A 16,656-nucleotide genomic window follows, 5' to 3' on the forward strand; every position below is an offset into this window, starting at 1 on the left:
TTGCGGATTCACCCATCGACACAGCGAGCCGGCGAACGCCGTCGCCGAGCGTCAGCGAGGCGGGGGCACAGTGAGTTTGACCGGGTTCACGGACCCGTTGTGGTTGCTGCTGATCGCCGTGGTGGCCGTCCTGGCCATCGGATACCTCGTGGTGCAGCGGGTACGCGTCCGTGACACCAAGCGCTTCACCAACCTGGAGCTGCTGGAGCGGGTCGCGCCGCGGCGGCCGGGCTGGCAGCGGCATATCCCGCCGGCGATGCTGGCCGTCGGCCTGATCCTGTTGAGCATCGCGCTGGCCGGGCCGACCGCCGAGCAGAAGGTGCCGCGCAACCGGGCCACCGTGATGCTGGTGATGGACGTGTCGCTGTCGATGAACTCCACCGACATCCCGCCGTCCCGGCTGGCCGCCGCGCAGTCGGCCGCCAAGTCGTTCGCCGACCAGCTGACGCCCGGCGTGAACCTGGGGCTGATCGAGTTCGCCGGCTCGGCCACCGTGCTGGTGTCGCCGACGACCGACCGCAACCAGGTCAAGGCCGGCATCGACGCGCTGAAGCCGGCCGAGGCCACCGCCACCGGCGATGCCATCGCCGCCGCGGTGCAGGCCATCCAGTCCTTCGGCAAGCTGCTCACGGGCGCGGACGGGCCGCCGCCGGCGCGCATCGTGCTGCTGTCGGACGGCCGGGAGAACAACCCGGCGGACCCGAACGCGCCGCGCGGGGCGTACACCCAGGCCAAGGCCGCGCACCAGGCGCAGATGCCGATCTCCGGCATCTACTTCGGCACCAAGGGCGGCACCGCCGACATCGACGGGCAGCAGGAGGACGTGCCCGGCGACGAGCAGCAGATGCAGCAGATCGCCCGGCTGTCCGGCGGCGACAGCTACGACGCGCACAGCGCCGGGCAGCTCCAGAACGTCTACAACTCGCTGGCCTCGCAGATCGGCTACGAGACCAAGCAGGTGGACGCCAGCCAGCCGTGGCTGGCCCTGGGCACGCTGATCTCGCTGCTGTCGGTGGCCGCGTCGGTGCTGATCACCCAGCGGATCTCCTGACGATGGTGTGAAGGGACCATTCCGGACGTTGGACGTGGGGAATGGTCCTTTCCGAGCACTTGTCACAGGCCCGAATGTGCCCGGCAGACTGCCACTATGCCCAGAAAGTCGATCTTGATCTTGCGGTGCCGGCGTCGCCTCTCCGATGATTTCGCCATGGGGCGCCTGTGGTGAGCTGGAGCCGTCACGGCGGACTGAGCGGGTATTCGGTGCTGTGGGCCGGGCAGATCCTCTCGGTCAGCGCGGCCCGGATGGTGAACTTCGGCTTCGGCGTCTGGCTGTTCATGCGCACGCACAGCGCGCTGGACCTCTCGCTGCTGACCGGCGTCGCGTTCGTCGCGACGATGGTGTGCAGCCCGTTCGCGGGCGCGGCCATCGACCGGCTGCCGCGCCGGCTGACCATCGCCGTCGGCGACGCCGGCACGGTGGTGGTGCTCGCCACGCTGCTGGCACTGTTCGCCTGGAACGGTGTGCAGGTGTGGGAGTTGTTCCTGGCCAACACGATCATCGGCGTGTTGGTGGCGTTCGAGGTGCCGGCCTACTCGGCGACGATCTCGTTGATGGTGTCCAAGCAGGATCTGTCCCGCGCCAACGCCATGCGAACGATCGCAGACTCGGTGCAGAACGTGGTCGCGCCGACACTCGGTGCGATTGCCTTGCGGTGCCTGGGAATCAACACCGTGGTGCTGATCGCCGTGCTGGCCGGTCTGGTCGCCGTCGGCACCGTGTTCCTGGTGAAGATCCCGCAACCCGACCGCACCGCCGCGTGTGCCGACGGCTGGTGGCAGGGCGCCGGCGCGGGTTTCCGCTACATCGCCGCCCGGCCGGCGCTGATCGGCCTCCAGCTGACGTTCTTCGTGGTGAGCATGCTGTCCGTGATGGGCTGGCAGGTCCTCACGCCGATGGTGCTGTTACGCACCGGGAACGACGAGTTGGCCGCCGGCCTGGTGCAGACCGTCGGCGCGGTCGGCGGCGTCGTCGGCGGGGTGGTGATGCTGTTACGGCCGCCGGCCGTGCGGCCCGTCCGGTCCGTGTTGCTGGCCGTGCTGGCGTACTACTCGCTGGGGCGGATCGTGCTCGGCATGGGCGACGGCATGGTGGAGTGGGCGGCCAGCTGGTTCTGCTCCTGGGCGTGCATGCCGTTCCTGCGGGGAAACCTCGACGCCATCTGGCAGGTGAAGGTCGACCCCGCCATGCAGGGCCGGGTGTTCGGCGCCCGTCAGGTCATCGACAACCTCGCGCTGCCGCTCGCGCTGGCGGTGGTCGGGCCGCTGGCCGACACCGTGCTGGAGCCCGGCATGCAGCCCGGCGGCGCGCTGCTCAAGGTGTTCGGCTCGGTCGTGCCCGGCGGCCCCGGCGGCGGCATGGCCCTGGTCTTCTTCGGCACCGGCGTGCTCGGCGTGCTGGTCGGCCTCTGCGGCTTCTTCGTGCGGACCGTGCGCGACGCCGACACCGCCCTGCCCGACCACGACATGGTGCCGGAACTGGTTACCTCGGCGTAAAAGGCCCGTTCGCGGGGAATAAACTCCGGTCACTCGACCGAATGCTTCAGGCACGCTCGGTCGGCCGAACGGCGGTACCGGGTCGCGGGGTCACGGGTGAAATTTAGCGGGCTAGGGGATTGAAGCAACGGGGGCATAAACGGGGGATTCGCTGGACCGTACGGCGGCAACGGGGATGGATTGCCGCAGGTCCCGTCGTGTCCTTCTTTCCATGCCGTGTGCCGTGCGCCGTGAACGCATGCAAAAACGTCATGAATCGGAAGGGAAACGATTCACAATGATGAGCACCACGCGGGCGAGACGCCTGCTGTTCGTGGCCCCGCTGGCGGCGGCCTGCCTGGTCGGCGCGCCGGCCGCGGCCATCGCGCAGCCGACCGGCCTCGACCCGGCCGTGATCGCGCAGTTCCGGGCCGAGGCGCCGCTGGACGCGGTGGCCAACGCCGTCGGCGAGCAGGGACGGGGTGCCTTCGCCGACACGTACAGCAACCTCTATGTGGACACCGACCACAACAGGGTCACCGTGTACGCGACCGACGCGGGGCGGGCGGCGAAGCTGCTGGCCGCGGCCAAGAAGGCGCACCCGGACATCGACCTGGGGCTGGCCACCGTCGTCCACGCGAACTACACCAAGGCCGCGCTGGACGCCGGCATCGCGAAGATCATGGCCGGCAACGACGGCGTCAAGGCCGCCGACCTGACCGTCTACAGCGCGGCCGCCGCGCCCGACGGCTCCGGCATCCAGGTCACCGCCAAGGAGAGCGCCGCGTCGCCCTCCTTCCGGTCGGCGCTGACCGCGAGCGCGGGCAGCGGCATCCCGGTCACCGTCACGGCCGGGAAGCCGATCACCGCCGACACCTGGCGGTGGAATGACACCAAGCCGTTCATCGGCGGCGACGTCCTGCTCGGCAATGCCCGCAAGTCCGGTTACCGGGCCCAGTGCACCGCCGGCCTGGCCACCGAGAAGGGCGGTCACGACTATCTGCTCACCGCCGCCCACTGCTTCCCCAGCGGCGCGCACGTCTACGGCGAGGGCGACTCCGTCGGCAGTTGGGGTTTCAATTTCGGTAATTCCGTCGGCACCACCACGTCGGTGAATGACCATTGGGACGCCGAGGTCATCGACACCGGCGCCTCGGGTGGCGCCGGGTCCAACTCCGACGAGGCCGACACGCCCACCGGAAAGTGGTACGTGGTCAATTCATCGGCGTATTCCTACAATGGTCAGACGGTGTGCCAGGACGGCGCCCGGTCCTATTACAACGGCCACGGCGTGCCCTGCGGCATCAAGGTCAACAACCAGGACGTCACGTACACCATCTCGTGGGACGACGGCAGCACGCACTCGGTGCGCGGCGTCCACGGGGCGGCCGGCTACGCGGCGACCGAGGGCGACTCCGGCGGCCTGGTGTTCACCGTGACCAGCTCGACCGCGCGGCAGGCGCGCGGCATGGTGTCGGCCGGCAACAGCGACGCCGACCTGTACTGGACGGAGTCCCCGGACATCCTGGGCGCCTTCGGCATGACGCTGAACCCGCACGTCTGATCAAGTCGGCCGCCGCCGCCGAAATCCCGTTCGGCGGCGGCGGTTCCGGGGCTACCCTGCGGTGATGCCGACCCTGTCCACCCTGCTGCTGTTCGTGGCGGCGACCCTGGCGCTGCTGGTGTTCCCCGGCCCGGCGGTGCTCTACATCGTCACCCGCTCCGTCTCCCAGGGCCGCGCCGCCGGCCTCGTCTCGGTGCTCGGCGTGCACACCGGCACGATCTTCTTCGTGCTGGCCACCTCGTTCGGCCTGTCCGCGCTGCTTGCCGCGTCGGGGACCGCCTTCCAGGTGGTGAAGTACCTCGGCGTGGCCTACCTGCTCTGGCTCGGCGTCCAGAAGCTGTGGCTGTCCCGCGGCGAGGAGGACGCGGCCGCCGAGCCGCCGCGGGCGTCGCTGCGGCGGATCTTCACCCAGGGCGTGATCGTCAACCTGCTCAACCCGAAGACGCTGATCTTCTTCGCCGCCTTCCTGCCGCAGTTCGTCGACCCGGCGCTCGGCTCGGTCACCTTCCAGCTGGTGTTCTTCGGCATCGGCTTCATCGTGCTGGGCATCGTCAGCGACGGCACGTACGCGCTGCTGGCCAGCGCGCTGGCCGGCCGGCTGCGCCGCACGGCCCGGGTCCGCCGGCGGTTGGACCGCTCCAGCGGCGTGGTGTACCTGCTGCTCGGCGCGTTCGCGGCGACCGTCCGCCAGGCCTGAGCGTCCCTCGATAGGGGGATGCCGGTTGCCGGCCCGACCCGGTGGGGTCAACCTCGCACGTGACTGGGAGGGCCGGCTCATGACCAATGCGGAGCGGCGCGCGGCGATCGGTGGATTCCTCTGGATCGTCGCCTCGGTGCAGTACTTCGTCGCGCAGTTCGTGGTGGCGGCGCAATGGCATCCGCCCTACAGCTGGCGCGACAACTCCATCGGCGACCTCGGCAACACCGCCTGCGGCCAGTTCATGTCCAACCACGTCTGCTCGCCGCTGGCGGGCGTGATGAACGGGGCCTTCATCCTCGCCGGCCTGCTGACGATCACCGGCGTCGCGCTGCTGCGCTCGGTGTGGCCGGTGACCGGCACGGCCAGCCTCGGCGTGCTGCTGGTGATCCTCGCCGGCGCGGGCAAGGTGCTGGTCGGCGCCACGCCGGAGAACGAGGACCCCTGGCTGCACATGATCGGCGTCGTCAACCTGCCGTTGGGCACGGTCGCGGTGCTGCTGCTGGGTCTGTCCATCCGGCACACCCGGGTGGGCATGTTCGGCGTCGTGGTGGCGGCGTTCGGGCTGCTGGGCGCGGTGCTGATGTTGTTCGCGCCGGAGCTGCTGGGCGTCGGCGGCGCCGAGCGACTGGCCGGATATCCCGCGGAGATCTGGCTTTTCGTCGCCGGCGGCGCCGCGCTGCTGCCCAGGAGCTCCTCAGCCGAGGTGCTCGCGCAGATGCCGTAGCTGCCGCTCGATGTGCCCGCGCGGCACGTCGTGCACGCCGAACGGGGACACCGCGATCTCCTTCGGCGCGGTGATCTCGTTGTACGCGGCGTAAACCGTGGACGGCGGGCACACCATGTCCATCAGCCCGACGCTGAACAGGCTGGCCGCGGTGATCCGTCGGGCCAGCAGCGCGCAGTCCACGTACCGCAGCGTGTCCAGCGCCGCCGGCACCAGTTCCACGTGCTGGGCCAGGAAGTCGCTGATCTCGCTGTACGGTGTCTTCGGCGCGATCCGCACCGCCCGCTGGAAGTCGCACAGGAACGGGATGTCCGCGTGGCACACCCGAACCCGGTCCCCGGACAGCGCCGCCGCGGCGATCGCCAGCCCGCCGCCCTGGCTGCCGCCGGCCACCGCGATCCGCGTCGGATCCACACCGTCCAGTTCGGACGCCACGTCGACCGCCCGCACCGCGTCCACGAAGAGCCGGGTGTAGTAGTACGTCTCCGGGCTGGCGATGCCCCGGGTCATCACGCCCGGGAACTCGGGGCCGGCCGGCGTCCGACCGGGGTCGCCGGTCGCGCCGATGCTCCAGCGCGCGCCCTGCCCGCGAGTGTCCATCACCAGCACGGCGAATCCGGCGGCGGCCCACAGGGTGTGGTCGAGCGGCAGGCCGCGCCCGCCGCCGTACCCGATGTAGCGCACCACAACCGGCAGCCGCTGTCCGTCCGAACCGGCCGGTCGCAGGTACCAGCCCCGGATCCGGTCACCGCCGTCGCCGGAGAACTCCACGTCCCACACCGGCATCGGTCCGTACGCCAGCTCCTCGTGCCGGGTCAGCGTCACCGGCTCGGCCAGCTCCCGGGCCGCGGCGATGCGCGCCGCCCACCACGCGTCCAGGCCGTCCGGCTCGGTCGCGGTCACCCTGTGCTCGGCCAGCTCCGGTTCCGAGAGGTCGAACAGGGGCATGTTTTCCTCCTACTGGCAGCAGGTCAGGTCCTTCGGCGAGTATCGCAGCAGCACGACGTCGCCGACCTGGGTGCAGCCGAGGAGTCTCATGCGGGCGGTGGTCCCGCCGGGATAGTTGGCGGGGCCGAGGAAGCGCGGCGCGTCGGCCTGGCCGACCACCAGCGGCGCCACCGCCACGTGCAGCTCGTCGGCGAGGTTGAGCGCCACCAGCTGGGTGTGCACGGTGCCGCCGCCCTCCACCATCAGCCGGTCGACACCGCGTTCGCCCAGGCCCGCCAACACCTTGTGCCAGTCGAAGACCGGGCCGGTGCTGACCACCTCGGCCCGGTCGCCGAGGCGGTCGGTCACCTTCTCCGCCGCGGAGTCCACCGTGAACACGAGCTTGCGGCCGCCGCAGCTCCAGACGGCGAGCTCGGGATCGAGATCGCCGGAGCCGGTGACGACCACCTTCATCGGGTGCGCCGGCAGCCCGCGGGACAGCCGTTCCTGCCGCAGCTGCTCGGAGTGCACGATCAGGCGCGGATTGTCACGGCGGATCGTGTTGGCCCCGACCAGAATCGCGTCCACGTCGGCCCGGACCGCGTCCACCCGGTCGAAGTCCTCCGGACAGGACAGCAGGAGGCGCCGGCATCCGGCATCGTCCAGGCAGCCGTCGATGCTCACGGCCGCCGACAGCACGACATACGGCAGTTTCATGGGCCTCAACTCACGAGGCTGGACAGTGTGATGGTGTGCCCGGTGTGGTCCACCTTGGCCCGCAGGTAGCGCAGGTTGTTCTCGGTGGCGAACACGCCGGTCGGCACGCGGCGGCGCACCGTGACGCCGAGCGCGCGCAGCTGCTCGGCCTTGTCCGGGTTGTTGGAGAGCAGGTCGATCCGCGACACGCCCAGCGCGGCCAGCATCTGCGCGGCGGGGGTGTAGTCCCGGCCGTCCTCGGGCAGGCCCAGCGCGGCGTTCGCGGCGTAGGTGTCCAGGCCGTTGTCCTGCAGCGCGTACGCGTCGAGCTTGTTGTACAGGCCGATGCCGCGGCCCTCCTGGCGCAGGTAGAGCAGCACGCCGCCGGCGACGGAGATGCGCTCGACGGCCTCGCGCAGCTGGGGGCCGCAGTCGCAGCGGGCGGAGCCGAACACGTCACCGGTCAGGCACTCGGAGTGCGGGCGGACCAGCGGCGTGCCGCTGGCCGGGTCGCCGAAGACCATGGCGACGTGCTCGAGGCCGTCGGCCAGGCCGTGGAAGGTGACCGCGTCGGCGGTGACGGAGAAGCCGTCGGCGAAGCGGAGCGGGATGCGCACCCGGGTGCGGACGGTTGCCTCGGCGTCGCTCGTCGACATGGTGGACTCCGATCTGCCAGTGGCCGGGCTACGACCGTGTATATGTTCAAATTTCAACAACATCGCGGCGGCCCGGATGGTTTCCCGGTGGGATGTGACCTGTGTCGCATTTGCTGCGCCCTGGTGCGGCATCGCCGAGCCTAACTCCTCTCCTCCTTCCCCAAGACACGATCACCGCACCGTCCTGGTTCATCCCATGCTCAGGGAATTCGGTTGCGCGAGCACGGGCGGGAACAGCTCCGGCGCCGTCCCGAGGCAACCGGCGCTGCGGTGTCCGGCCAGGTGGCGGGCGGTGGCGGTGATGTTCGGACGGGTGGTCGGTGACAGTTGACGGTAGTTGTCCCGCCGGGTGTTGCGGTTGTCGTTGTCGGGAGCGGAGTGACCCAGCGTGAGATCGATAAACGCGTCGTGACGGCCGGGACTGGCGTCGGGTTCGTCCGATAGATCCGGGTGTCCGGTGCCGGGGTCGCGTCGGCGGCTCGCACTGGACGGGGTGTCCACGGTGGACCGAAAGGGTTGTCGGACTCGGCCGATCGGTTCCGCTGCCACTGTCCCATCGGGACAACGGATTCCGTGGGGTTCACCGGATCGGTCTCGCGCCAAGCCGCCGCCGGGTGCCGCAAAATGCGAGGCATGGAGATCAGCGAGGGTAGTCGGCGGCGGGTCGTCGCGGTGCTGGCGGTGTCCGCGGTGATCACGGTGTCGTACATCGTGTTGTGGATCTTCGCGCGGGACGTGGTGGCGAGCGAGACTCGGTCGGGGTACGTGGAGTTCGAGAACTCCTTCCCGTTGGCGGACACCTGGCTGCTGGTCTGTCTGATCGGGGCGGGTGCCTCGTTGTTGGCGCGCCGTCCGACCACGCTGTTCTGGTTGCTGGCCGGCGGTGGGGCCGGGGTCTACCTGCTGTGTATCGATTCCCTCTACGACATGGAGAACGGCATCTGGTGGCTGCCCGGCGGCAACGGCTTGCTGGAACTCGCCATCAACGCGACGACCCTGGCGGTGAGCTTCGGCCTCCTCCGCTGGGCCTGGCGCCGGCGGACCGTCCTCCTCGCGTGGTGAACCCCCGCGAGTCGCGCGCTCGGGCACACCGAATGTAAGCCTCAGGCAGACGCCCGGAGGATGGCGGCGAGCATGAGGGCGCGGATCTCGGCGGCGATGTCGGCGACGGGCCATGGGGGCTGGTGGGACTGCCATTCGCGGAGGAGGCCGGTGATGGCGCCGACCAGGGCGATGGCGGTGAGGCGGTAGTCGCGGGTCGGGGCGACGCCGTGGGCGGCGGCGTGCTGGGCCTCGGACTCGATGAAGTCGGCCCAGCGGGTGACCCACTCCTGGTGTTGGCGCTCGAGGTCCTCGCTGACGCCGACGGCCTCGACGTAGTTGAGGCGGGGTAGGCGGGGGTCGGCGGTGACGGCCGAGACGAAGGCGTCCAGCAGGACGGTGATGCGGGTGACCACGTCATGGGAGTCGAGGGTCGTCAGGGCCTCGGTCACGCGGTCCAGCGCGGTGGCGTTGATCAGGTCGTGCAGGGTCAGCAGGACCTGCTCCTTGCCGGCGAACTCCTCGTAGAAGTTGCGGGTGGAGACGCCGGCGGCGGCGCAGATCTGGACGATCTTGGTCTGCCGGTAGCCGGTGCTGGTGAACAGCTCCAGGGCGGCCTGGAGCAGGCGCTGGCGGCGGTCGGCCTGGCGCTGCTCGGAGGCGATGCCGGCGTAGGCGCGTCTGGCGATGGCGGACTCCTCACCGGCGTGACAAAAACTGGTAATCGGGATTGCCAGATTACCCGACCCGCCCTACCTTGTGAAAATCCTGATTACCACTTCAGCTCGGAGGCAACGATGCTTCGCCGAGTTCTCGTGCCGCTGCTCGCCCTGTGCACGGCCCTGCTGACGGCACCCGTCGTCGCGCAGGCCGACGCCCGACCGCCGGCGCCCTCGCAGGACCCCTTCTACACGCCGCCGTCGCCGCTGACCGGCAACGCCGGCGACCTGATCCGCCAGCGCCAGGTCGACTGGTATCCGGAGCCGTTCCGCGTGTTCCAGGCCCCGGTCCAGACCTGGCTGGTGCTCTACCGCTCCACTTCCGCCACCGGCACGGCCAACGCGGTGTCCGGCATGGTGCTGGTGCCGCCGATCCCGTGGACGGGCCCCGGCCCGCGTCCGGTCCTCGCGTACGCCATGGGCACGCAGGGCCTCGCCGACGAGTGCGCGCCGTCGTACCACCTGCGCACCGGCACCGAGGTGGAGATCGCCTTCCTCGCGCAGGCGATGCTCAAGGGGTACGCCGTCGCCCTCACCGACTACGAGGGCTTGGGCACGCCGGGCACCCACACGTACGCCGTCGCCAATTCCGAGGGGCACGCGCTGCTCGATGTCGCCCGGGCGGCGAGCAAGGTCGGCGGGGCGGGGCTGAGCCCGAACGCGCCGGTCGGCGTGTTCGGTTACTCGCAAGGCGGGCAGGCCGCGGCGGCCGCGGGTGAGCTGCAGCCGACGTACGCGCCGGAACTGCACGTCGTCGGCATAGCCGAGGGTGGCGTGCCGGCCGATCTGAGCGAGGTCGCGGCCTTCAACGACGGGAACCTGGGCTTCAGCCTCGTTGCCGGCGCGGCGGTCGGATATGCCACGGCGTATCCCGAGCTGCCGTTCATGGACGTGCTCAACGCCAAGGGGCGGGACGTCGTGCAGAAGGTGGAGAACTCGTGCGTCGTCGAGCTGGCGCTGGCGGATCCGTTCGGGCACCTCAACGACCTCACCACCGTGCCGGACATGATCAAGGATCCGCGGTGGCAGGCCCGGCTTGCGGAGAACCGGCTGGGCACGCACAGGCCGACCGCGCCGGTGCTGCTCTACCACGGCACTGCCGATGAGCTGATTCCCTTCCAGGTCGGGGAGGAACTCCGAGACCGGCTCTGCGGGCTCGGCGCTTCCGTGCAGTGGCAATCGGTTCCGCTCGCCGGCCACATCGTCGCGATCAGCGTCTACGGCACGGCGGCGCTGAACTGGCTCGGGGATCGGTTCGCGGGCAAGGCGCCTACGCCAAACTGTTAGGCATGACGCTGTTCACCCGGACCTGGGGGTCCTCGGACCGGCCGGCGATGGTGTTGTTGCACGGAGCATCGGCCAACGGCGGCACCTGGGAGGAGTTCGCCGGGCGGTTCGGCGACTGGCGCCGCATCGCCCCCGACCTGCGCGGGCACGGCCGGAGCCCGCGCGCCGAGGCCTACTCGTTCGACCTGTTCGCCGACGACCTGCACGGCCTGCTCGACGCGTACGACGTCGAGCGGGCCGTGCTCGTCGGGCACTCCATGGGTGGGGTCGTCGCCTACCGCTATGCCGAGCGGCACCCCGAGCGGGTCACCGCGATGGTGCTGGAGGAGGCGCCGCCGCCGGTCCCGCTCGGGCTCCAGTTGGCCGAGCGGCCGGCGGGCGAGCTGGACTACGACTGGGCGCTGCGACCGGCGATCATCGCCGAGCTGAACGCCCCGGACCCCGACTGGCCCGCGCGGCTGGCCGCGATCGAGGCGCCGACGCTGATCGTCGCCGGCGGCGAGCGAAGTCACCTCCCGCAGGCGGAATTCGCCGCCATGGCGGGATTCATGCCGGCCGCCGAGCTGGTGACGATCGACGCCGGCCACCTCGTGCACCAGCACCGGCCGGACGATTTCGCGGCCGCCGTCGAGACGTTCCTGAGCCACACCAACAGGTGACTCGCCGCGCCGGGGGCGGCCGCTTCGCCTAGCGTGCCGGCAGGTGAGGACGGGACGTATCGTCGCGGTGGGTGTGGTGATCGCGGTGCTCGCGACCGCCGGCGTCATCGGCTACCGCACGGACGCCCGCCGCGGCCTGAACGAGTACACCGTCGGCAGCGACGACCCGAACCGGGTCGAACTGGACATCACCCTGCAACGCGTCGACGTCACCGCGCGCGAGTTGGACCTGCGGATCATCCCGGTGCTGCACGGAAATCTGGCCGCCGGCGGAGCCGGTCTGCCGGCCCGCGACCTCGTGGTGGACACGTCGTCACTCACCGCGGGCGCGCTGCACTTCAAGGCCCACGACCGCGTCTCGCTCCAGGACGTGCGGTTCGGCGTCGACGACGGGCTGGTGTCGGACTACCCGCTCGACGCCTACTCGTCGGCGATCAGCTTCTACGTCACCGCCGCCGACCAGGACGTGCCGATCTCGCTGACGTTCCGCGGCTACGACTCCCTGTTCACCGGCCGGCTGGACGACGCCGTGTTCAAACCGGGCGCGCTGACCGCCCAGGCCGTCGCCACCCGGTCGATCGGCTCCTCCGCGCTCGCGTGGTTCCTGATGGTCGCGATGTGGGCGCTGGCCCTGGCGGTGTTCGGTGCGGCGCTGACCATCGTGTCCAAGCACATGGGCCTGGTGTGGCCGGCGATGGGCTGGATGGCGGCCACCCTGTTCGCGCTGGTCGGCTTCCGCAACGCCGCGCCCGGCTCGCCGCCGATCGGCGTGCTGATCGACTACGGGGCATTCTTCTGGGCGGAACTGCTCACCACGGCGTCACTGGTCTACGTGACCGTGCACGGCATTCGGCGGTCCCGGAAGGGCTGATACGTTGGGGGACATGCTGTTCTTGTCGGCGGCCGAGGTCGAGTCCCTGCTGGATCCGGACGCCGCGATCGCCTCGCAGCGCCGGGCGTTCGCCGCGCTGGCCGGCGGCGCGGTCGACCTGCCGCACAAGATCATGCACCCCAGCGGCTTCGACGACTCGGTGGTCTTCTGTTACGCCGCAAGGATGTCCGGCGACACCGGGGCCGTCGCCAAGGTCGGCAGCATCAATCCCGGCAACGCCGCGCGCGGGCTGGCCAGCATCCACGCACTGGTGATCGCCTTCGACCCCGTCACCGGCGAGCCCGTCGCCGCGATGGACGGCGGCGCGGTGACCACCCTGCGCACCGCCGCCGGTAGCGCCGTCGCGGTGGACGCGCTGGCGGCGCGGACGGCGTCGACGCTGGCCGTCATCGGCTCAGGCGTGCAGGCCAAGGCCCATGCGCGGGCGATATCCCGGGTCCGGAACCTGACCGACGTTCGCATCTGGAGCCCGTCCGAACGACGGGTGCGGACCGCCGCGGAGCTCGGTGCTCGGGCCGTCGACAGTGCCGAGGAGGCCGTCGCCGGGGCCGACATCGTCGCCACCTGCACCCTGAGCCGGGAGCCGGTGGTGCGCGGCGCGTGGCTCGCCCCCGGGGCGACGGTGGTCAGTGTCGGCTCGTTCGAGCCGACCCGGCGCGAGGTGGACGAGGAGCTGGTCCGTCGCGCCGCCGCCGTGGTCGTCGACGACCCGGAGACCGCCGCCGGCCACGCCGGACCGGTGATCGGGGTCGTCGCGAAAGCGGACCTGGTTGCGCTGGGCGACGTGATTGCCGGCCTTCGCTCGCCGCGGACGAGCCCGGCGGACGTGATCTTCTACAACAGCACGGGGCTGGGGGTGCAGGACGCGGCGGCTGCGTGGGCGGTGGTGGACGCGCACCGGTCGGACGCTGGGCGGGACTCGCGCTGACGCTGGTCGGGACTCGCCGTCGTGGTCACCGAGCTTGAACCCGTCACCGCGAGGCGGGCGGCAGCACGCGTTTCTCCAGCAGCGGCCTGATGCGGTAACTCACCAGCTCGCGCATGACCAGCGCGGTGTTGGTGCGTTCGACGCCGGGGATCGCCAGCATCTGGCCGGCGATGCGGTACAGGTCGTCGGCGTCCTCGGCGACGACGTGCACGAACAGGTCGGGCTGGCCGCTGATGCCGTGCACCTGGAGCACCTCCGGCACGCCGGCCAGGGCGTCGGCCACCTCGTCCAGCCGCTGCTGGGTCACGACCATCGTCACGAGGGCGGTCAGCGGGTAACCGAGGGCCCGCGGCGGGATCCGCTGCTCGAACGTGTCCAGCACGCCGGGCTGTTCCAGCCGCAGCAGCCGGGACTGCACGGTGTTGCGGGACAGCCCGGTCTCCTCGGCCAGCGCCACGGCGGTCGCCCGGGGCTGGGCGGCCAGCGCGAGCAGCAGCCGGGCGTCGGTCTGATCGAAGCGGTCGTCGTTGCGCACTCTGCTCGCTCTCCCCGGTCGGCACCAAGATCCAATTATGCGATCTGCTCAACTCGAAGCACCCGCATTGTGCGACATGAGTGACGGTGTTGTCATTCACGGACGTTGTGCACCAGGAAAGGTGGCGAGATGGCCAGGCAGACGCTGGCGGTGCTGACCGAGATCGAACGGCGCGTGCTGTGGCTGTCCACGGCCGTGATCCACCACGCGAACCTGGTGCGCCCCAACCCGTCCGGCCTCAAGGTCGGCGGCCACCAGGCGTCCAGCGCCTCGATGGTGTCGATCATGACGGCGCTGTGGTTCCGGCACCTGCGCCCGCAGGACCGGGTCTCGGTCAAGCCGCACGCCTCGCCGGTGCTGCACGCGATCAACTACCTGCTCGGCGAGCTGGACGAGGCCTACCTGCCGACGCTGCGCGCCTTCGGCGGCCTCCAGTCGTATCCGAGCCGGTCCAAGGACCCGGACCCGGTCGACTACTCCACCGGCTCGGTCGGCATCGGCGCGACCGCCCCGATCTGGGGAGCCATCGCCCGCCGCTACGTGGCCAAGTCGATCGGGACAGGGGGCGCAGGCCGCCAGTACTCGCTGATCGGCGACGCCGAACTGGACGAGGGCGCGGTCTGGGAGGCGGTGCTCGACCCGCAGGTCGCCGAGCTGGGGGAGATCGTCTGGATCGTCGACCTGAACCGGCAGTCGCTGGACCGCGTGGTGCCGCAGATCGCCGCCGACCGGCTGCGTGACATGTTCGCCGGCGCCGGCTGGCAGGTGATCACCCTCAAGTACGGGCGCCTGCTGGAGGAGCTGTTCGACCGCCCCGGCGGCGCTGCTCTGCGCGACCGTATCGACAAGATGCCCAATCCCGAGTACCAGCGGCTGCTCCGCTGCGACGCCGCGCAGCTCCGGGAACGCCTGCCGGCGGGGGATCCCGACGTCGAGCGCCTGCTGTCCGATGTGGACGACGACACGCTGCTGGCGGCCGTCCGCAATCTCGCCGGTCACGACCTGGCCACGCTGGACGCTGCCTTCGAGGAGATCGACGACAGCCGCCCGACGGTGATTTTCGCGTACACCGTGAAGGGCAACGGGTTGCCGACGCAGGGCCACCCGCAGAACCACTCCTCGCTGCTGACCGCCGACCAGTTCGCCGAACTCGCCCAACGCCTCGGCGCGGACGTCGACCGCCCGTGGCAGAACTTCCCGGACGGCAGCGAGGCCGCACGGCTGTGCGAGGAGACGGCAAACCGACTGCACCGCAAGGAAATCCCGGCCACGACACCGCCCGAGGTGCCGCTCGACCTCGGCCGCACGCAGGGCGGCACCACGACGACGCAGGCCGCACTGGGCCGCACGCTGCTGGATCTGACCCGCCGCGCGCCGGAAGCGGCCCGCCGCATCGTCACGGTGAGCCCGGATGTCAGCTCCAGCACCAATCTCGGCGGCTGGGTGAACAAGGTCGGCGTGTGGTCGGCCAGCGAGCGGGTCGACTGGTTCGCCGACGACGCCGACACCATCCTGCACTGGCGGGAAAGCCCGCAGGGACAGCACATCGAGCTCGGCATCGCCGAGACCAACCTGGTCGGCCTGCTCGGCGAGCTCGGCGCGACCTGGAGCCGCTGGGGCGAGCCGCTGCTGCCGATCGGCGTCCTGTACGACCCGTTCGTCTCGCGCGCCCTGGAACCCTGGTCCTTCGGCATCTACGCCGGTGGACAGTCCATTTTGGTCGGTACGCCCTCGGGCGTCACGCTGGCGCCGGAGGGCGGCGCGCACCAGTCGATCACCACGCCGTCGATCGGTCTCGAACAACCCGGCTGCGTCACCTACGAGCCGGCGTTCGCGATCGACGTCGAGTGGACATTGCTCGCCAGCCTGGCCAAACTCGGCAGACCGGACGGCACCTCGGCCTACCTGCGGCTGTCCACCCGCCCCGTCGACCAGGCCCTGGCCGATGTCCCGACGGATCCGGCAGCCCGCGAGCGCCGTCGACGGCAGGTCGTCGCCGGGGCGTATACCTTGCGGCGCAAGGAGAATCCGGCGGTCACCATCGCCGCGATGGGCGCGGTCGTGCCGCAGGCGCTGGACGCCGCCGACCGGCTCCAGCAGGTCGGCATCGAGGCGGACGTGCTCTGCGTGACCAGCCCGGGCCTGCTCTTCCAGGCGCAGCAGGCGAGGCAGGGCCTTGCCGACGGACCGTCATGGGTGCTCGACCAGGTGCTGCGGCCGACGCCGCTGGTGACCGTGCTCGACGGCCACCCGCACACGCTGGCGTTTCTGGCCACCGTCAACCGGGTGCCCTCGATCTCGCTGGGGGTCACCCGGTTCGGCCAGGCCGGCGCGCTGGACGACGTCTACCGCTATCACGGCCTGGACGCCGACAGCATCGTGCGCGCGGCGCTGGACCTCAGCTGACCTCGACCCTGCGCCGGTCGAAAGCCACGTAACCGGCGAAATCCTGGCCCACGCGGTCGACCGCGGACTGCGGCGGCGTCGGGTAGCTCCATCCGGCGTCGCTCTGACCGGCGACGTCGTGGTACTGGGCTGTGCCCTTCCACGGGCAGGTGTACGGGGTCGGGCTGTCGGCGAGCGCGCCGTCCACGAAGGATGACGGCGGGAAGTACCAGTTGCCCTCGATCGAGACGAGCTCGGACTCGGGCGCCTCGGCCACGACACGGCCGTTGATGGTTGCCTTCATCTCTATTCCAACGCGCGGCCGCAGGGCGGAAATTCCACAGCGCGTGGGGAATCCCACCCGCCGGCCCCCGAGCTGCGCCGGCCGGAATTCCGCCGCGCGTGACGGAT

General features: G+C 70.7%; 17 protein-coding genes. 11 read left to right on the plus strand and 6 right to left on the minus strand.

All coding sequences use genetic code 11. The features are described from left to right. Positions 1 to 70: 70 nt before the first annotated feature. The 5 genes from BCF44_RS07195 (at position 71) to BCF44_RS07215 (ending at position 5,520) form a co-directional block, all read left to right on the plus strand. Positions 71 to 1,051 (plus strand): VWA domain-containing protein, encoded by a 981-nt coding sequence (locus tag BCF44_RS07195; RefSeq protein ID WP_116173333.1) that lies wholly within the window; start codon positions 71 to 73, stop codon positions 1,049 to 1,051. A 170-nt stretch (positions 1,052 to 1,221) separates the two neighbouring features. Further along, positions 1,222 to 2,553: an MFS transporter gene (locus BCF44_RS07200; RefSeq protein WP_170217377.1), complete on the plus strand. Its 1,332-nt coding sequence runs from the start codon at positions 1,222 to 1,224 to the stop codon at positions 2,551 to 2,553. 280 nt (positions 2,554 to 2,833) lie between these two features. Further along, positions 2,834 to 4,096 (plus strand): chymotrypsin family serine protease, encoded by a 1,263-nt coding sequence (locus BCF44_RS07205; protein WP_147328418.1) that lies wholly within the window; start codon positions 2,834 to 2,836, stop codon positions 4,094 to 4,096. A 64-nt stretch (positions 4,097 to 4,160) separates the two neighbouring features. Then, complete coding sequence (locus BCF44_RS07210) at positions 4,161 to 4,793, plus strand: LysE family translocator (RefSeq protein WP_116173592.1); 633 nt, start codon at positions 4,161 to 4,163, stop codon at positions 4,791 to 4,793. 79 nt (positions 4,794 to 4,872) lie between these two features. Further along, positions 4,873 to 5,520, plus strand: a complete 648-nt coding sequence (locus BCF44_RS07215; RefSeq protein WP_116173336.1) for a DUF998 domain-containing protein — start codon at positions 4,873 to 4,875, stop codon at positions 5,518 to 5,520. On the opposite strand, the gene BCF44_RS07220 is transcribed toward BCF44_RS07215, so the two are convergent. The 3 genes from BCF44_RS07220 to BCF44_RS07230 are packed head-to-tail and all read right to left on the minus strand — an operon-like array spanning position 5,491 to position 7,799. Continuing rightward, positions 5,491 to 6,468, minus strand: a complete 978-nt coding sequence (locus BCF44_RS07220; protein WP_116173337.1) for an acetylxylan esterase — start codon at positions 6,466 to 6,468, stop codon at positions 5,491 to 5,493. The genes BCF44_RS07215 and BCF44_RS07220 overlap by 30 nt on opposite strands. A 9-nt stretch (positions 6,469 to 6,477) precedes the next feature. Continuing rightward, positions 6,478 to 7,164 carry a RibD family protein gene (locus BCF44_RS07225; protein ID WP_116173338.1) on the minus strand — a complete coding sequence of 229 codons (687 nt, stop codon included), beginning with the start codon at positions 7,162 to 7,164 and terminating at the stop codon, positions 6,478 to 6,480. Positions 7,165 to 7,169: 5 nt separating this feature from the next. Next, positions 7,170 to 7,799: a GTP cyclohydrolase II gene (locus BCF44_RS07230; protein ID WP_116173339.1), complete on the minus strand. Its 630-nt coding sequence runs from the start codon at positions 7,797 to 7,799 to the stop codon at positions 7,170 to 7,172. 633 nt (positions 7,800 to 8,432) lie between these two features. Between BCF44_RS07230 and BCF44_RS07240 the strand changes: the two genes are divergently transcribed. Continuing rightward, positions 8,433 to 8,861 carry a hypothetical protein gene (locus BCF44_RS07240; protein WP_116173341.1) on the plus strand — a complete coding sequence of 143 codons (429 nt, stop codon included), beginning with the start codon at positions 8,433 to 8,435 and terminating at the stop codon, positions 8,859 to 8,861. Between the two features lie 41 nt (positions 8,862 to 8,902). On the opposite strand, the gene BCF44_RS58935 is transcribed toward BCF44_RS07240, so the two are convergent. After that, on the minus strand, positions 8,903 to 9,529 hold the full coding sequence (locus tag BCF44_RS58935; protein ID WP_116173342.1) for a TetR family transcriptional regulator: 627 nt from the start codon (positions 9,527 to 9,529) through the stop codon (positions 8,903 to 8,905). Positions 9,530 to 9,637: 108 nt separating this feature from the next. Between BCF44_RS58935 and BCF44_RS07250 the strand changes: the two genes are divergently transcribed. From BCF44_RS07250 to BCF44_RS07265, 4 genes are read left to right on the plus strand one after another with little or no spacing between them, the layout of a single operon-like run. After that, positions 9,638 to 10,846 (plus strand): lipase family protein, encoded by a 1,209-nt coding sequence (locus BCF44_RS07250; protein ID WP_116173343.1) that lies wholly within the window; start codon positions 9,638 to 9,640, stop codon positions 10,844 to 10,846. A gap of 2 nt (positions 10,847 to 10,848) precedes the next feature. Beyond that, entirely contained in the window at positions 10,849 to 11,505 is a 657-nt protein-coding gene (locus BCF44_RS07255) for an alpha/beta fold hydrolase (protein ID WP_116173344.1), read from the plus strand. A gap of 43 nt (positions 11,506 to 11,548) precedes the next feature. Then, on the plus strand, positions 11,549 to 12,376 hold the full coding sequence (locus BCF44_RS07260; RefSeq protein ID WP_116173345.1) for a DUF4436 family protein: 828 nt from the start codon (positions 11,549 to 11,551) through the stop codon (positions 12,374 to 12,376). 13 nt (positions 12,377 to 12,389) lie between these two features. Next, positions 12,390 to 13,325: an ornithine cyclodeaminase family protein gene (locus tag BCF44_RS07265; protein WP_116173346.1), complete on the plus strand. Its 936-nt coding sequence runs from the start codon at positions 12,390 to 12,392 to the stop codon at positions 13,323 to 13,325. 43 nt (positions 13,326 to 13,368) lie between these two features. On the opposite strand, the gene BCF44_RS07270 is transcribed toward BCF44_RS07265, so the two are convergent. After that, positions 13,369 to 13,860 (minus strand): Lrp/AsnC family transcriptional regulator, encoded by a 492-nt coding sequence (locus BCF44_RS07270; RefSeq protein WP_116173347.1) that lies wholly within the window; start codon positions 13,858 to 13,860, stop codon positions 13,369 to 13,371. Between the two features lie 129 nt (positions 13,861 to 13,989). On the opposite strand from BCF44_RS07270, the gene BCF44_RS07275 reads away from it, so the two are divergent. Beyond that, positions 13,990 to 16,266: a transketolase-like TK C-terminal-containing protein gene (locus tag BCF44_RS07275; protein WP_116173348.1), complete on the plus strand. Its 2,277-nt coding sequence runs from the start codon at positions 13,990 to 13,992 to the stop codon at positions 16,264 to 16,266. Here BCF44_RS07275 and BCF44_RS07280 read toward each other — a convergent pair. After that, entirely contained in the window at positions 16,259 to 16,549 is a 291-nt protein-coding gene (locus BCF44_RS07280) for a DUF427 domain-containing protein (protein ID WP_116173349.1), read from the minus strand. The genes BCF44_RS07275 and BCF44_RS07280 overlap by 8 nt on opposite strands. Positions 16,550 to 16,656 lie beyond the last annotated feature (107 nt).

This window comes from Kutzneria buriramensis (assembly GCF_003387475.1).
GTDB lineage: Bacteria > Actinomycetota > Actinomycetes > Mycobacteriales > Pseudonocardiaceae > Kutzneria > Kutzneria buriramensis.

What these genes read in the sequence shown, in the direction of transcription:
- BCF44_RS07230 (WP_116173339.1), bottom strand. Translation starts at nt 7,799, where the DNA reads ATGTCGACGAGCGACGCCGAGGCAACCGTCCGCACCCGGGTGCGCATC.
- BCF44_RS07240 (WP_116173341.1), top strand. Translation starts at nt 8,433, where the DNA reads ATGGAGATCAGCGAGGGTAGTCGGCGGCGGGTCGTCGCGGTGCTGGCG.
- BCF44_RS07220 (WP_116173337.1), bottom strand. Translation starts at nt 6,468, where the DNA reads ATGCCCCTGTTCGACCTCTCGGAACCGGAGCTGGCCGAGCACAGGGTG.
- BCF44_RS07210 (WP_116173592.1), top strand. Translation starts at nt 4,161, where the DNA reads ATGCCGACCCTGTCCACCCTGCTGCTGTTCGTGGCGGCGACCCTGGCG.
- BCF44_RS07275 (WP_116173348.1), top strand. Translation starts at nt 13,990, where the DNA reads ATGGCCAGGCAGACGCTGGCGGTGCTGACCGAGATCGAACGGCGCGTG.
- BCF44_RS07280 (WP_116173349.1), bottom strand. Translation starts at nt 16,549, where the DNA reads ATGAAGGCAACCATCAACGGCCGTGTCGTGGCCGAGGCGCCCGAGTCC.
- BCF44_RS07225 (WP_116173338.1), bottom strand. Translation starts at nt 7,164, where the DNA reads ATGAAACTGCCGTATGTCGTGCTGTCGGCGGCCGTGAGCATCGACGGC.
- BCF44_RS07255 (WP_116173344.1), top strand. Translation starts at nt 10,849, where the DNA reads ATGACGCTGTTCACCCGGACCTGGGGGTCCTCGGACCGGCCGGCGATG.
- BCF44_RS07250 (WP_116173343.1), top strand. Translation starts at nt 9,638, where the DNA reads ATGCTTCGCCGAGTTCTCGTGCCGCTGCTCGCCCTGTGCACGGCCCTG.
- BCF44_RS07215 (WP_116173336.1), top strand. Translation starts at nt 4,873, where the DNA reads ATGACCAATGCGGAGCGGCGCGCGGCGATCGGTGGATTCCTCTGGATC.
- BCF44_RS07205 (WP_147328418.1), top strand. Translation starts at nt 2,834, where the DNA reads ATGAGCACCACGCGGGCGAGACGCCTGCTGTTCGTGGCCCCGCTGGCG.
- BCF44_RS07265 (WP_116173346.1), top strand. Translation starts at nt 12,390, where the DNA reads ATGCTGTTCTTGTCGGCGGCCGAGGTCGAGTCCCTGCTGGATCCGGAC.